The sequence below is a fragment of the Paenibacillus sp. FSL R5-0623 genome (genome assembly GCF_037974265.1).
In the GTDB taxonomy this organism is placed as follows: domain Bacteria; phylum Bacillota; class Bacilli; order Paenibacillales; family Paenibacillaceae; genus Paenibacillus.
In genome coordinates, this window is sequence record NZ_CP150233.1 from 3,508,380 (window position 1) to 3,524,017 (window position 15,638).

Below are 15,638 nucleotides of genomic sequence, written 5' to 3' on the forward strand. Positions count from 1 at the left end.
CTAATGTATTCTTAAGACATGGGAAAAATAGGTTCTTGAATTTCTTTCCCGATGTACAGCCGAATCCGAGATTGTGATAGGCTGTATCTACAAAAGTATTACACATTCTAAATGGAAGGGGATGCTTTACCTGGATCAGGAACTTGCGACCACGATTGCTATCGAATTTAAGAACAATCAGAAGGTATTGAATGCGATCGGAGACGAAACCCGGCAAGCCATCCTCATAGCCTTGATTCAAGGGCCGCAAAAACCCGGCATGCGCGTAGGAGAGATCAGGATGAAGACTCACCTTTCCCGACCGACCGTATCACACCATCTGAAAATATTGAAAGAATCACAGATTATAAGTGTTCGTAAAGAAGGAACTTTCAACTATTATAGCCTTGACTCCGGTAGCAAGTTGAAATTGTTGAAAAATCTGGTGAACCAAATAGAAAAGTTGCTAGCGCAATGCGAAGATCAAGCATCGGAACAACAAATAGGAAAAACGGGGAGGGGGAGTTGCGAATGAATCAGACAGTCGCAGCGGTAAACGGAGTGGACATTCCTCAACTCGGGTTCGGCCTATATAAGATCAAAGACGGGGGAACCTTCGAGAGGACTGTCGAGGAGGCTATTCGAAATGGTTATCGCCATTTCGATACGGCCAAAATTTACGGTAATGAAGCGGTGTTAGGGCGGGTCATCCAAAACAGCAGCATTCCCAGGGAGGAGTTCTTCATTACCTCCAAGGTATGGACGACAGATCTGGGGTACAGTGCGACTAAAAAGGCGTTCGAGCAGACTTGCCAGAAGCTGAACGTGACATATCTCGATATGTATTTAATTCATTTTGCCGGTCCTCAATACGTGAATGCCTGGAAGGCGATGGAAGACTTATACGACGCAGGTAAAATCAAAGTTATAGGTGTAGCCAATTTCGAGATCCGGCATCTGGAGCATCTGAAGAAACATTCCCGGATTTCGCCGATGGTAAATCAGATCGAGACCCATCCGGAATTTCCGCAACATGAATTGCATGATTATATGGTTCGGCATCGGATTCTACATGAGGCTTGGGGACCGTTGGGACAGGGAAGCAAAGCCCTGTTGGAGCATCCGGAGCTAGCAGCAATTGCCCTTTGCCATCAGAAGTCGGTTGCGCAAGTCATTTTGCGCTGGCATCTGCAACGCGGAATTATTGTCATCCCCAAATCATCGAATCCTCAAAGGATAAAAGAGAATAACGAAATATTCGACTTTGAGTTGAATGAGAAGGAAATGGAACAAATACGACGATTGGATACGGGTAAGAGATATTCAGTAAGTCCGAATGGCTACATGGTCAACCCGTTTTATATCAATTTGATGAAGTTATTTACTCGCTCTCATTGATGAATCATATTTCTCCGGTACTGATAGGGCGTAACAGCAATCGCTTTTAAAATATTGTAAATCCATGTAGAGACATGATAAGATGAGAAGAGATCCGTTTGAATGAGGTTACCTAAATCAAAATTTGGGAGTGTTATTATATTGAACAACAATAACATTAAAGTTGGTGTCTCTAATAAAGAAGGCCAGTTAGGTTTTGTCTTTTCGAGAGGTGGCCTGCGAGAAGGTTCCGGGAGAAAGAGTATAGGTGTGACTAAAAAAATATCTTTAACTCTTACAGAGGACATGTGGGGGGAAATCGAAAACCATTGCACAGAGCATAAACTTTCTCGTTCGAAGGCTATACGTAACATCATTGAGTCCTTCTATACAAAATAATTTTTTTATTCGAGGTAGGTGAGGTCTTTGCTGGTAGAGATAACAAAAGATTCTCTTATGAATGCCATACAATATGTGATAAAGGCAGTAGCAGCGAATAGTCCAATACCTATTCTTCAAGGAATACATATTCAAGCAGGTGCAGATGGCGTTACTTTTACGGCAAGTAATACAAGTTTGACGATACAGTCTATAATTGTTCAAGATGATGTTTCTCTGACTGTAAAAAGAACAGGGGCTATCGTTATACCATCGCGTTATTTTCACGATATTATTCGTAAATTTAATGATGACAAAGTTATACTTGAAATTAAAGAGCCAATGATTCTTTCGATTGTATCCGGTCATTCTCAATTACGTTTATGCGGCATGGACCCTACAGAATTCCCTTCCATTGATGATGGAAAGGCGTTCCCTTCTACTAAACTACGCATTAATACTTCCTTACTTCGTTCGACTATTAAACAGCTAGCAATCGTAGCATCAACGTCCGAGACCAGCCCCATATTAACAGGAGTTTCTTTGGAATGCAGTAATGATTGTCTTAACTTAATTGCTACAGATGGAGTGCGGCTTGCATACCGAGCTTTAAATTTAGAAGATGCTGCCATCAACAGTGTGAACGTTATTATTCCAGCGAAAAATCTCTATGAATTGTCGAAAATGTTAAACAAAGCAGATGAAACGACTGAAATTGAAGTGATTAACAATCGAGTTAATTTCACGACAAATGGACTGAAAGTGGAGTCGGCTCTTATTGAAGGAACGTTCCCATCCATAATAAATGTAATTCCTCAATCGTATATGTGTGAAATCGCAGTTGATACAGCATGTTTGTTGAAAGCAGTTGAATGTGTAACTGTGATGGCTAGAGAACAAGTGATTAGATTAGTAGCTAATGCAGACACATTAAAACTATTGTCCAAAACAGCCGATGTTGGAGATATTCAGAATGAAATTCCACTATTAGAGATGGGTGGGGAAGAATTTGTGGTATCACTAAATGGAAAGTTTTTTATCGATATACTTCGCAATATGGATTGCGCTAGCGTCCGATTAAGATACGCCGGGAAAACAAGTCCCATCGTCGTACTTCCAGATGATTCGCTCATGTCTACTCTGTTCTTGATTACTCCAGTGATGACCTGTGAGCCGTATTATAAATAACGGCAAGTTTTTTACTGACTTTTTCGTGCAGAAATTGCAAGGTATTCATTATTTATTTCCCATAAAATTACCTTGAAGGGAGGGAGTACGATGGATTGGTTGGTCAGGATGAATAGTGCCATGGAATATATCGAAACAAATCTAGCGGACACTATTTCATATGATGAAATAGCACAGAGAGCCTGTTGCTCTACCTATCATTTTCAAAGGATGTTTCCATTTATTACTGGCGTAACGTTATCGGAGTACATTCGACGTCGACGGTTGACATTGGCGGCATTCGAACTGCAGACAACAGGCTCAAAGGTTATTGATGTAGCCATGAAATATGGATATGATTCGCCGGAGGCGTTTGCACGGGCCTTTAAGAATCTTCATGGTATTATGCCTACATCTGCTCGCGATACAGGCGTTTCGCTAAAAGCCTATCCTCGAATGTCCTTTCATATTTCAATAAAAGGGGATGTCGAAATGAATTACCGTATTGAGCAAAGAGATTCTTTTGAGATGTTTGGAGTATATGGAATTATAAATGCAGACCAGAAAACAGCGTTCGCTGAAGTACCTCAATTCCGTATAAAATGTGATGATGATGGCAGCGTTGATCATATGAATGACTTACTGGGGCGTTTTGGTGATACCATGTTACATGCCGCCCTTTATGATCACACGAAAGAATCTTTCAAATACATGATCTGTTATCATGTACCTAAGGGGCTTGAAATTCCGGAGAGATTCACAAAATTTGCTGTCCCAGCATTAACGTGGGCGGTTTTTCCGGAGCCGCAGTGTGATATGCAAAAGTTATGGCAACGAATCTATTCTGAGTGGTTTCCAACATCTGAATACGAACAGGTTGAGGGCCCTACTTTCGAAATGTATTATGGAATGGCACGACATGGGAATGTTTCAGGTGAGATCTGGATACCCGTGAAGAAAAAATAACGCTTTTATATGAGCGAAATTCAGGCGTTAACGAAGAAGACAACTGAAAAAATTTAGATTATAATACAGGGTCATCCCCACAAAGGATGGCCCTATAGCTTGCCGTTACAGACAGCGCGGAGAACCGTATCAAAAGTGATGGTGAAAATTCGTTGTTGGTAAAGTGGGAGAGTGCGGTGAGCGTGTGATTTAAAGAATTAACAGAGCCTCTATAGTGGGGAGCCTTTACCTAGATGTAGGGCCCTCTGGGAAAGGGATCTAGTTACTAGGTCACTAATATTAAATATACCCAAAATTTGCTTGAGACACTTTGAGCTAAAGAGGAGGCAATCCATGTTTGATATTGAAAGAATAAAAGAGGTAATTCCTCATAGGTATCCATTTCTTTTGGTGGATAAAATCTTGGAAATTGATGAGGGCAAGAAAGCTGTCGGAAGTAAAAATGTGACAATCAATGAGCCTTATTTCATTGGTCATTTTCCCGGCCATCCGGTAATGCCTGGAGTCGCGATTGTTGAAGCGCTGGCACAAGTCGGTGGTATCGTTATGTCTAAAAGAGGGAGTAATAATCATGAAATAGGTTTATTGACTGGTATTGATAATTGTCGATTCAAACGCCAAGTAAAACCTGGAGACCAACTTCTACTTACATTCGAGGTAACTCGTATCAAGGGACAGATCGTCAAAGGGAAAGGTTTCGCCACAGTAAACAATGAACTGGTTTGTGAATCTGAAATCATGTTTGCATTCAGTTCAATTTAGGATTTAAGTTTACGGGCACGCCTGCATTTTTTATCTTGAGGGGGTTAGTTATGGATATTAAAATTCGAGAAATTATATCAGATGATTATGCTGAAGTTGTTTCTTTATGGAATGATGTACTTGAAATTCGTAATGTTAATGATGCAAACTTCCGAGTGACTATGGAAGAGATGAATAAGGCCGGGAATTACAAAACATTTGTCGCATTGATAGAAAATAATGTGGTCGGTTTTGTAACTATTGTACAGGCATTATCCGTAGGGGTTCCAATTGGTTATCTACATATTCAAGCTCTTGCTGTTAAAAGGGATCTGCAACATAGAGGGATAGGTACAAAACTACTAAGACAGACTGAAAATTATGCTAAAGAACGGGGAATATCAAGTATAATTTTATGTAGTGGAATGAAGCGAACCAACGCCCATGCTTTTTATGAGCATAACGGCTATGACAGAGATTCATATTGCTTTGATAAGATGATCGACCTAACCCAAGATTAAACGAATATTCACTCACCTCCACAGCGTCTTAAACAAATAAAACAAAAATCGCTACATCATTCATTAAAGTTTCTTATATATTAATTGCACCAAAAAGACCCTACTCACTCTTTAAACTGAAGAGTGGAAGTTGGGCTTTTTCGGTACTGCATTGGACATATCCATTATGTAACATATTCAACCGAAGTCATTGATGGATCATATTTCTGCGGTACTGGTAGGGCGTAACTCCATATTCCACTTTGAACAACTGGATAAAATATTGATTTTTTCGGTAGCCAACCATCTGAGCTATATCGGCTACACGGAGTTCCGAATCCTGAAGCAGTTGAGAAGCTTTCTCTAACCGCTTCCTGGAAATGTAGTTTGACACATTTTGGCCCGTCTCCTGTTTAAACAGTTTGGAAAAGTAGACGGGATGGAGATGTGCAACTTTCCCCAGTTCATCCAGGCTAAGACCATGTGACAGATGGTCTTCGATATACGTTTGTACTTTGTTAACGATGGTTTGGATGGACATCTGTTTGTTGTTTCTAATCCGACTGACCCGATCCATGAGAGTTGAGGATAGTTCATCAGGATAGCGTAACTGGTTGAATATCCAATCCACGGTCACAGAGTCATCCTGATCCTTGTCCGTCAGATATACATATAGAATGGTCTCCATGAGAAAGATTATTTTTTGCTTATGGAGATGGATTTGATCATATTTTTTAATGATATTTCCCGCCGACTCCCAATCACCACATGATGGAGAATAGCCCAATAAGCCAACAAAGTCGTCCGCGCGTACGTCCTCATTAAGGAAAAACCTGTAGAACATCTGCCGGGTCACGTTGCGATCGGTCAATGTAAAGGGAGGGGATACAACCGATTGCTCCAGTTCAATAGTTAGTTCCCCAGCAGCTTCTTCCGGAACAAGAGCGAACAGTCGCGTGCCCGCAGTCCAAATGAGACGATCCAGTTTGTCTCCGACAGCATGTTTTATAGCATCCTCATGTTCCTGTGTAAACCCCTCCAGCTTGAAGCAGCACATACGCCGACGCCCTAAAAATTCAGTATAAGCATCATATTGCTTCCTTAATGTCTCGTTATGACCAATAAGCGAAAGCAGATACTCCAATCCATCGAAGTTCTCCCATGCAACAGATTGAACGGGCCGTGTCTTTGTAATATTGTTGATGGCTTTAGACATAGCTTTCTCCACATCATCTTTGTCGACAGGTTTGAGCAAGTAGTCGAGCGCACCTAAACGGATTCCTTGTTGCGCATATTCGAACTCGGAGTAGCCGGAAAGGATGATCACTTTGGTTGGCAAGTTATGTTGGTGGATATGTTGAAGCAGATCAATACCAGAAACCTCAGGCATTCGGATGTCAGTGATCAGAATATCGATGTGGTTTTGAGTCAACATGTCTCGGGCTTCAATCGAATTGGTCATCGTCTCGATCTGATCAATGCCAAAGGTGTTCCAATCGAGCAAGTGCTTCATATATTCAACAACATAATGTCCATCATCCACAATTAATAATCGCATTAGCTATCTCCTTTCACCACGGGAATGCTGATGAGCAGCAGGACGGACAAGCCGCCCCAATCATTAGTAGTAAAATGTAACCCGCTACGTTCACCGTATGTATTTTTCAGACGTTGATTTACATTCCAGAGCCCTACGCCTTTAATTCCTTCAGGCGGGGTATCACTCTCAAGCCGAGCCTCCAGGCTACGAATATCATCCAGTGAAAGACCTTTGCCGTCATCGGAGACCTTAATCGTTATTGCAGCCTCCGTCTGTTTTACATCAATCGAGACCCGATGGGCACCTTGTTGTCCTTCAATTCCATGTTGAATCGCATTTTCAACCACTGGCTGGATGATTAGCGGCATGAGGGGAAGGGAGGACAATTCCGACGGCAGATCAATGCTGTACTCCATTTTTTTGCTTAGAGCCATAATGATCAGGAAATGTTCCGCAAACTGAAGCTCACTTTCCAGCGTGACTTCATGCCGGTCCAATTTGGTTAAATAACGATAATATTCAGCTAGATGTTTGCTCATGCGCATGACAGAATCAGGTGAAAACTGAGCCACCGACATAATGAAAAATAAACTGTTGTACAAAAAATGAGGATTGATCTGAGCTTGGAGTTGTTGAAGTTCCGCACTTCGTCTTAGTTCCGTTTCAGTCTTCAAGGATACAAACAAATCCTGGATCTCAGTAACCATATGATTAAAACTTCTGAACAGGCTGTAGAACTCTCTATCCGTATTTTCGGTAATACGTGTATTGTGATTGCCTTGTTCGACCTGTGAAAACTTCCGCTCCAACAAACGAATATTACGGTAATAGTTCCGGTAAAACGTAAAGATCACAACCAACCCAAGCGTAAAAACGGCTAAAATACTGGCAAAAAAAACCTTGCGATTGCGGTCAATCGGTTGCAGAAAATCATTCGTCTGTGTATATGTAATCAGGTAGGCGTCGATTGATTCAATATATCGGGAAAGAACATAGTAATCGTCCGACTTGGTGTGATAATCATATTTCAAAGTGATCTCCGGCTGTGGAGAAAGCATATCAGTAACCGCTTTCAATAGATCGCTGTCGACTTCTTTCTCACTCCATAACTGATTGGAATTAAACCAAAAAAAAGCGTTTGAGCTGTCGTTGTTCACAGCCTTTTTCAGCAGATTTTTCAAATAATCGGTATTCAGCTTTACACCAACGACGTACTGAGTCGGTTCGTTTTGTCCGGATTTTTGGATGTAAGGGTAGAGGGCAAAGTAATACAAGCTATTGCCGACAATTTGCCATCCCCGCTCATGAACATCCTTGAACGGAAGTCTCGCCTCCGGCGTACTGTTGGTGGACAGAAACGTTTCTTCATACTTCCAGTAAATGCCGATCGATTCAATCGATCGACTGGATAGGAGCGTTTGCCGCAAGCGATCAACGATTTCGTTTTTCTTCATTTGGGAATCGTAATTGTTCAGCTCGATAACATGCCTCTGATAAAATCGGACATCACTGTCTGCCGCATATTGAACTCCGTACATGTTAGCCTCGTATATAATCCCGTCCAGAATGCCTTTCACATAATCAAGCTGGTTTTTGGAAGCGCCAATCAGATTTTCTTCAAGTGTCTTGGAGCTTAATCGGTTCATCACGAAAAACAAACTTAACGTCAGCAGCAGAAAAAAAACAAAGAAATAGATAAATCGCTTCATATACATTTTTCGGATCATATATGTTTCCTTTCATATCGCCAAACGCAGAAGTTTAAAATCCAGATCGGATTAACTTTAATATAAGCCAAACCTTCGAAAAGCGGAAGGGCAGCATCTGCTATAAATGAAAGCGTTTTAAAATTGATTCAGGATGAGGTGATGATCTTGAAATTTTGGCATTTTGGAGTGAAAGCGCTTTTGTTAAGCTTAATTGCGAGGATTACATTCGAAGAGCCAACATAGAGGAGGTATGCAACATTAACGAGATTGTGCCCGTCCGATCTGCAAAAAAAACAAAACCAAAGATTCCCCAGCGAAATTTATTCAAAAAGGAAATTAAGAAAAGCTGGCCTTTGTACGTACTGTGTATTCCCGCATTTGTGTTTGTTTGCATCTTTTCTTATGGCCCGATGGTAGGTTTGCTCATGGCATTCCAGGACTACAAACCATGGCTGGGCATCACAGGTTCACGGTGGATCGGGTTAGATAATTTCGAACGAATTTTCCAGTACAAAGAAGCCACACAAGCGATCGTTAATACGTTAATTATCGCCGTTTCTAAAATTATCGTTGGTATTATCGTTCCGATCGTCATGGCTATCCTGCTGAGTGAGATCCGAAATATGGGCATTAAGAAAAGTGTACAGACACTGGTGTATCTGCCACATTTCTTATCTTGGGTTACGGTCGCAGGGTTGATGATTGATATTCTCGGATTAGACGGAGGAATCAACCACATCTTGACCCAGATTTTCGGGAACGATCCCATTTACTTCTTGGGTGATCCTGATCTGTTTCGATTCACGGTTGTGATCAGCGATGTGTGGAAGAGTTTTGGCTTCGGCATGATTGTTTATCTGGCGACCATTGCGGGAATTAATCCTTCCTATTACGAAGCGGCTGAGATCGATGGTGCCACACGCCGGCAGCAGATTCGGTACGTCACCTTGCCTAGCATGTTGCCCATGATCATCGTCATTTCTACGCTGAGTCTGGGGAATATTCTGGACGCGGGTTTTGATCAAGTCTTCAATCTGTACAATCCGCTAGTCTACAGTACGGGAGATATCATTGACACCTATGTCTACCGTTCATCCTTGTTAAACGGGCAATACGGCTTCGGGACCGCTGTAGGACTGTTCAAATCGGGGATTAGCTTGATCTTGATTGTTGTCTCTTACAGGCTGGCCTATAAATACGCCAATTACAAAATATTCTAACAAGGAGGGAGAGGGATCATGTACCATAAGACTACAGGCTATAGAGTATTCTCCTATTTTAATTACGCGTTCATGATACTGGCGGGTCTGGCGTGTTTTCTTCCACTGCTTCATCTGCTCGCGCAATCGCTAAGCAGTAAAGCGGCCATTAGCGGTAATATGGTTTCATTTTGGCCGGTCGGGTTCAATGTGGATGCCTATATCAAAACATTCAACAATTCCAATTTCAACGGTGCCATGCTGACATCCATCACTCGAACCGTATTGGGTACAACCATCAGCATGTTTATTCTTATCTGTGCAGGATATGCCTTGTCCAAGGAATTCCGGGGACGCAACGTGCTCATGTGGTTTTTCATCTTTACCATGCTCTTCTCGGGGGGATTGATACCTTCTTACATATTGATCACAGCCCTTGGATTAAAGGATACCATCTGGGCTCTTGTGTTACCGGGTGCTTTCGGTGCTTATAATTTGATTCTTCTCGTCAATTTTTTCAAAACGATTCCCAAAGCCTTGGAAGAAGCAGCATTTATTGATGGAGCGTCCTTTTTCGTAATTCTCAGCAAAATCTATTTACCATTATCTCTGCCTGGCATAGCGACAGTTTCCTTGTTCATTATGGTAGGGCACTGGAACTCCTGGTTTGACGGGATTTTGTACATGTCGGATGCAAGTAAGTATCCGCTGGCTTCGTTCCTACAGACCGTTGTTGTGCAGAGCAATATGCAGAATATGGCAATGAGCCAGTCCGAGGTTGCCGCAATGTCGGAACAAAGCATCAAGGCAGCGCAAATTTTTGTAAGCACGCTCCCGATCATTTTGGTCTATCCTTTTTTACAACGTTATTTCGTGAAGGGAATTGTACTAGGAGCCGTCAAAGAATAGTTAGGATGACGAAAAACAAATTGAGCTTGAGTAAAGGGGGCATGTTTCCATGAAGAAAAGAACTCATTTATGGAAAATGGTAAGTATGGTTATGCTGTCGGCTATTCTTGTGGCTGGTTGTAGCAAAGGGGAGAGTGCTTCCGAGACCGCACCGGCATCGGTGCTTAAGGACGGAAAATATGATCCACCGTTTACGATCACCATCGCCAAACAACAGGATGAAAATGCTGGAAAGTACATCAACGGTGAGACGTTGAATGACAATGTATTGACCCGCTGGGGCGAACAAAATCTGGGTATCAAAATACAAACCACCCTGCTGGGAGGTGATGCTTCACAATATAATACCAAGCTGCGGCTGGCACTGACGGGTTCAGAGAAACTACCAGATGTTCTGCCCGTCTATGACACCATGCTGGTCAATGATCTGATCGATTCGGGACAGGTCAAGGAGATTACAGAAGACATCTCAACCTACATGCCTGACCGGATTAAAGACATATACAAACAATACCCAACAACCTTCAATCCAGTGGTTAGAGAAGGTAAGGTTTACGGGATGGCAATCGCGCCCAATCTGACGGAAGGCGAAGTCATGTTGATCCGCCAGGACTGGTTGGACAAATTGAATTTGAAAGCGCCAACAACGATTGAAGAGTTTGAGCAAGTCATCGCGGCGTTCACCAATGAGGACCCGGACGGGAACGGCAAGAAAGACACATATGGCTTTACATTTTCGGGTAAAGATTCCTACAATACGGGCTGGGTTAGCGACCCGGTTATGATTTTCAGCGCATACACGGGCAAGCACCTTCCAAGACAATGGCATAACGACAACGGCAAACTCACCTATGGATCTGTGGCTCCTGGCAACAAAGAGGCATTGGCCAAGTTACGCGATTGGTATGCAAAAGGGTACTTGAACAAAGAATTGGCCACCCAAGGGGCATGGGATGCATTATCCGATTTTACGGAGGGGAAAGCTGGTATCATCATTGGTCGTCCTTGGCTGTACGACAGTGTGAAAGATGTGGAGAAAAATGTGGATGGTGCGAAAATTAGTGCTTACCCGACCATTCAAGGTGTGAACGGTGATAAGACCTACCAATCCGCCCAGTTGAACGATGGTGTATTCATGTTTAACAAGGATTTTCAGAACATGGAAGCCTTCTTCCTGTACTACGATAAAATGTACGACGCAGCGTTCAGCACAGGGGAGTTCAAATACGGCTACGCTCAAGGATACGATTACGATATCGTTAACGATAAAGTCACTTTTGATCCAACGAAATTTAATACGCCATTAGAGGCCGTGCAAGGCGTTGGGAAAATGGCATTTACCAAAAATACACCGAGTGTTGATGGTCCCGGCCAATCCTACTACGATCTGGCGAATGGAGTTAAAGCCGACACGGGTGTCCTCATTCAGAGCGCCTCGAAGGATCAAACGACGCAGGACGGATACCGGATTTCGTATGAAAACAGAGATGTTTTGCTCCCAAATGAGTTTAACGGTCCACCAACGCCAACGATGCAAAATGTATGGGAACAGTTGACCACCATGGAACAAGAGACGTTTACCAAAATCATATATGGCAATGAGCCGCTTGAAGCATTTGATACCTTTGTGAAACAGTGGCATGAAAAAGGCGGAGACACCGTGATCGAAGAAGTTAACGAATGGTACAACCAAGCCAGCGAGACGGATGTCATGACATTGATGAATTTGAAATAAAGTCTAGTTTCACCTGAACCAGCCTTCCGGCAACAGGAAGGTTGGTCTTCTAAAAAAGGAGATGATGAGACATGATCAAAGGTAAATCGTGGATGGCTATCTTCATTGCATTGATGTTGTTAACAGTTCATGTAACGTCCTCAGCTCAAACTATTCACGCTGCTGCTGGTGAAGAGACCAAGATCGCTGCAACACTGTTTGTATTGAAGAACGAATCCGAAGTATCCAACGCCAAAATCCATTGGGCACCTGTAACGGGAGCTACAAAATACGAGTTGTACAGATCCGAGAACAATTCGCCCTATACGTTATTACAGACCCTAACCGGTACAACGACGGACGATTATGACCTCAACATAGGTAGCACGTACAGATACCAAGTGAAGGCATATGCCGGAACTTCCTTAATTACCTCCGCTGTCTCGACAGAATATATCCCTTTCAGCCTTCCAGAGAACCTCACCACTTTTGATAACACAACGCAATCAACGCTTATGCTTCCGAATGAACTAAAAGTGGGGGATACCTACTACAGATTCAATTTCGCACAAAAATCATCAGGCGGTTTTGGTGAAATGATTCAACAGACATCAACGGATGATATCACCTACGGTAATGATAAAGTGGTCCTTTCCTACACGGATCATCCCGATCTGGCGAATTCTAAATTTGAGGGGATCAATATCCTCTACCATGCGCCAACAAACAAGTTTGTTTTTTGGGCTCACTATGAAAACAGTACAGACTACACACTTGCCAGAGTATCGGTGGCTTCAGCCACGCCTGGAGAAGACTTTACATTTCACAAAAGCTTTCGGCCGGAAGGGAACCAATCCCGGGATATCTCCATTTTCAAAGATGACGATGATTCGGCGTATCTTATCTCTACGGCCAATAATAATTCGGACACGATTTTGTATAAATTGACCTCCGATTGGCTGGATGTGGATCATCAAGTTTCAGTTATTTACCAAAATCAACACAGGGAACTGCCCAAAATGATCAAAAAAGATGGCATTTATTACTTGTTCTCTTCCCAAGCGGCAGGTTGGTATCCGAGCATACCCTTGTATTCTTCAGCAACAAGCATAGACGGCGATTGGTCTGAATTACGGACGATTGGCAACACGTCAACCTTCTCGGCGCAGTCGGGTTCCGTCATGCGTGTGAAGCCAGATACGGGCAACAACGTGGTTATGGTTGCATATCGCTGGATGTTCGGCTGGGCAGGCACGCAAAATGGAACAACGGAGGAACGTTTGCTTCCCGTTTGGTTCTCCGATGGTTACGCATTTTATGATTATTTTGATCAAGTCCTGTACAACACAAACAATGATATTGTCATTCCCGTTCAGAATGGAAAACTGCTGTCGCAAGGCAAACCTGCAACAGCCCAAACGGCTACCGGAACGAACCCGGCAAGTTTTGCTAATGATGGTAACTATCAAACCGAATGGATCGGCACAGGCAGTTCCTGGCCACATTGGTGGAAGGTCGATCTCGGCTCCGTTCAACAGTTAAATAATGTGCAAATCTCCTGGTGGATGCAAAAAGGCTCCGAAGGTTATTACAAATATAAAATAGAGACCAGTACGGATAATGTGAACTGGACCGTGGCATTGGATCGAACCAATAATACATCTTACGGTTTCACATCAGATACTTTATCAAACACTGCTGCCAGATATGTACGAATTAATATGCAAAATGTGGCACTTCATAACAACCCTAACAATTGGTACACGCCAAGACTTTGGGAAGTGAAGGTATTTGGATCGGAGACCAATTAACGATGTTCCTAAAAGAAGAGAGGTAACGGTGTGAATAATCAATTAACCAATGGTGGTATCTGGAATGATTCAAGCGGTAATCCAATCCATGCTCATGGTGGACATATGTTATTCCATGACGACTATTATTACTGGTATGGCGAAGATCGGAGAGACGATATTTATGTGAGTTGTTACCGTTCCAAAGATCTATTCAACTGGGAGTTTCGGAATCATATCCTGACGACATCTACGCCAGCTGCCCCCATTCGAGTTCGGACGAATCTGGCATTAGTGAATGACAAAGGTGGAAAGGTAAATCTCGAACGGCCTAAAGTACTTTTCAACGCGGTGACAAAAAAGTTTGTACTCTGGGTCCACTATGAGAATGGTAACAATTACAACGATGCCACATGCGCCATTGCCACATCGGATTCTCCGGATAGTCATTTCGTGTATCATGGCAGCTTTAATCCCTACGGGTATATGTCGCGTGACTGCACGCTCTTTCAGGACGATGACGGGACGGCTTATTTTATTTCGGCTGCCAGAGACAATGCGGACCTACACATTTATCGTCTGCAGGAGGATTACCTTAATGTCGAAAGTCTTGTCGGAAAGCTGTGGCAGGGGGAGTATCGGGAGGCGCCAGCTGTCTTCAAACGAAAAGGGAAGTATTATATGCTAACCTCATTTTGCACGGGTTGGGCTCCCAATCAAGGGAAATACGCGATGGCTGATACGATGGATGGACCATGGGGGATGCTCAGCGATTTTGGCGATGAAACGACGTATCAAACGCAACCAGCATTTGTGCTAAAACGAACAGAAGAGGAGTACCTCTACTTTTCGGATCGCTGGAACGGATCGGACTACTTCCAATCCAGCTATGTGGTTCTGCCCATTGAGTTCAATGGGGACATTCCGATTCTGAATCATTATTCAACGTTATCTTTGCGAGAGGACGCACATCTGATTCATTTTGAACGATAATTTGAACGATAAAACGACTCATTCAAAAAGACTTTGATCCTACAGCGAATGCAGGTTCAAAGTCTTTTTGAATGAATTTTATAATTCCAAATCTAACGAATAGCGATCGCGAAGTACTGATAAGTGGTGGAGCTCATGCCCAGCCATAACAAATGCAATCGATCGAGCTGAAGCAGGATTATCACTGACGATCCCTCTACAGAGCCAAGCTTCCGGGGTGAGACGACGAAACATAAGGATGGTTGACCGGCGTGTGACGGCATATTCTTCGCTCAAATCGGCCAGGGTATACGCATCGAAGGGATGGGTCTGCATAAGCACGTCCTGATCGTAGCCGGGATGATTCGCTTGGTCACCTCTGGCGATGCGAAGCAATCGGCTGCTCATGATGCGTTCATTATCCAAAAGGTGTCCGATGACCTCCTTCACGCTCCATTTGCCTTCGGCGTAACGATAATTTGCTTGCTCTTCTGTTAATGAAGAAAGCAAATTTTGTACGATGTTGGCCTGCTGCTCCAACATCTCAATGATGTTCCCTTCAGGAACAAGCTGGATGTATCTTTCATAATAGACTGCATATTCCTCTGTAGTTGGTCTTTCAACCATGGTACTACCTCCTTTGGGATTCGTAGATCTGGAATATATTGTAGCATAAATCTTACTTCCAGCATTGAAA

Annotated in this window: 14 protein-coding genes; 11 read left to right on the forward strand and 3 right to left on the reverse strand. The window is 43.0% G+C overall.

What is annotated here, in order from left to right; all coding sequences use genetic code 11:
- Nucleotides 1-121: 121 nt before the first annotated feature.
- From MKY92_RS15390 to MKY92_RS15415, 6 genes are all read left to right on the forward strand, one after another.
- Nucleotides 122-514, forward strand: a complete 393-nt coding sequence (locus MKY92_RS15390) for a metalloregulator ArsR/SmtB family transcription factor (protein ID WP_339296761.1) — start codon at nt 122-124, stop codon at nt 512-514.
- Complete coding sequence (locus MKY92_RS15395; RefSeq protein ID WP_339296762.1) at nt 511-1,377, forward strand: aldo/keto reductase; 867 nt, start codon at nt 511-513, stop codon at nt 1,375-1,377. Before MKY92_RS15390 ends, MKY92_RS15395 begins: the two co-directional genes overlap by 4 nt.
- Nucleotides 1,378-1,773: 396 nt before the next feature.
- Entirely contained in the window at nt 1,774-2,922 is a 1,149-nt protein-coding gene (gene dnaN, locus MKY92_RS15400; protein ID WP_339296763.1) for a DNA polymerase III subunit beta, read from the forward strand.
- A gap of 90 nt (nt 2,923-3,012) precedes the next feature.
- Entirely contained in the window at nt 3,013-3,867 is an 855-nt protein-coding gene (locus tag MKY92_RS15405; protein WP_339296764.1) for an AraC family transcriptional regulator, read from the forward strand.
- Between the two features lie 333 nt (nt 3,868-4,200).
- Complete coding sequence (fabZ, locus tag MKY92_RS15410; RefSeq protein ID WP_339296765.1) at nt 4,201-4,629, forward strand: 3-hydroxyacyl-ACP dehydratase FabZ; 429 nt, start codon at nt 4,201-4,203, stop codon at nt 4,627-4,629.
- A gap of 50 nt (nt 4,630-4,679) precedes the next feature.
- The gene (locus MKY92_RS15415; RefSeq protein WP_339296766.1) at nt 4,680-5,129 is read left to right on the forward strand and encodes a GNAT family N-acetyltransferase; all 450 of its coding nucleotides are present in this window, start codon (nt 4,680-4,682) and stop codon (nt 5,127-5,129) included.
- Nucleotides 5,130-5,316: 187 nt separating this feature from the next.
- On the opposite strand, the gene MKY92_RS15420 is transcribed toward MKY92_RS15415, so the two are convergent.
- Nucleotides 5,317-6,666, reverse strand: a complete 1,350-nt coding sequence (locus MKY92_RS15420) for a response regulator (protein WP_339296767.1) — start codon at nt 6,664-6,666, stop codon at nt 5,317-5,319.
- A complete protein-coding gene (locus tag MKY92_RS15425; RefSeq protein WP_339296768.1) occupies nt 6,666-8,357 on the reverse strand; it encodes a histidine kinase in 1,692 nt (563 codons plus the stop codon). The genes MKY92_RS15420 and MKY92_RS15425 overlap by 1 nt, the downstream gene beginning before the upstream one ends.
- A gap of 335 nt (nt 8,358-8,692) precedes the next feature.
- On the opposite strand from MKY92_RS15425, the gene MKY92_RS15430 reads away from it, so the two are divergent.
- The 5 genes from MKY92_RS15430 (at nt 8,693) to MKY92_RS15450 (ending at nt 14,962) form a co-directional block, all read left to right on the forward strand.
- On the forward strand, nt 8,693-9,577 hold the full coding sequence (locus MKY92_RS15430) for an ABC transporter permease subunit (RefSeq protein ID WP_026081071.1): 885 nt from the start codon (nt 8,693-8,695) through the stop codon (nt 9,575-9,577).
- An 18-nt stretch (nt 9,578-9,595) separates the two neighbouring features.
- A complete protein-coding gene (locus MKY92_RS15435) occupies nt 9,596-10,465 on the forward strand; it encodes a carbohydrate ABC transporter permease (RefSeq protein WP_339296769.1) in 870 nt (289 codons plus the stop codon).
- A 49-nt stretch (nt 10,466-10,514) separates the two neighbouring features.
- Nucleotides 10,515-12,200: a hypothetical protein gene (locus MKY92_RS15440; protein ID WP_339296770.1), complete on the forward strand. Its 1,686-nt coding sequence runs from the start codon at nt 10,515-10,517 to the stop codon at nt 12,198-12,200.
- Between the two features lie 71 nt (nt 12,201-12,271).
- On the forward strand, nt 12,272-13,990 hold the full coding sequence (locus MKY92_RS15445; protein ID WP_339296771.1) for a discoidin domain-containing protein: 1,719 nt from the start codon (nt 12,272-12,274) through the stop codon (nt 13,988-13,990).
- Nucleotides 13,991-14,020: 30 nt separating this feature from the next.
- The gene (locus MKY92_RS15450; protein ID WP_339296772.1) at nt 14,021-14,962 is read left to right on the forward strand and encodes a family 43 glycosylhydrolase; all 942 of its coding nucleotides are present in this window, start codon (nt 14,021-14,023) and stop codon (nt 14,960-14,962) included.
- A gap of 78 nt (nt 14,963-15,040) precedes the next feature.
- Here the strand turns inward: MKY92_RS15450 and MKY92_RS15455 are convergent, their stop codons facing one another.
- A complete protein-coding gene (locus MKY92_RS15455; RefSeq protein WP_339296773.1) occupies nt 15,041-15,568 on the reverse strand; it encodes a DinB family protein in 528 nt (175 codons plus the stop codon).
- Between the last annotated feature and the right edge of the window lie 70 nt (nt 15,569-15,638).

Coding starts and splice junctions, on each gene's coding strand:
- MKY92_RS15445 (WP_339296771.1), top strand. CDS start 12,272: ATGATCAAAGGTAAATCGTGGATGGCTATCTTCATTGCATTGATGTTG.
- MKY92_RS15405 (WP_339296764.1), top strand. CDS start 3,013: ATGGATTGGTTGGTCAGGATGAATAGTGCCATGGAATATATCGAAACA.
- MKY92_RS15415 (WP_339296766.1), top strand. CDS start 4,680: ATGGATATTAAAATTCGAGAAATTATATCAGATGATTATGCTGAAGTT.
- MKY92_RS15420 (WP_339296767.1), bottom strand. CDS start 6,666: ATGCGATTATTAATTGTGGATGATGGACATTATGTTGTTGAATATATG.
- MKY92_RS15440 (WP_339296770.1), top strand. CDS start 10,515: ATGAAGAAAAGAACTCATTTATGGAAAATGGTAAGTATGGTTATGCTG.
- MKY92_RS15435 (WP_339296769.1), top strand. CDS start 9,596: ATGTACCATAAGACTACAGGCTATAGAGTATTCTCCTATTTTAATTAC.
- MKY92_RS15395 (WP_339296762.1), top strand. CDS start 511: ATGAATCAGACAGTCGCAGCGGTAAACGGAGTGGACATTCCTCAACTC.
- MKY92_RS15455 (WP_339296773.1), bottom strand. CDS start 15,568: ATGGTTGAAAGACCAACTACAGAGGAATATGCAGTCTATTATGAAAGA.
- fabZ (WP_339296765.1), top strand. CDS start 4,201: ATGTTTGATATTGAAAGAATAAAAGAGGTAATTCCTCATAGGTATCCA.
- MKY92_RS15390 (WP_339296761.1), top strand. CDS start 122: ATGCTTTACCTGGATCAGGAACTTGCGACCACGATTGCTATCGAATTT.
- MKY92_RS15425 (WP_339296768.1), bottom strand. CDS start 8,357: ATGAAGCGATTTATCTATTTCTTTGTTTTTTTTCTGCTGCTGACGTTA.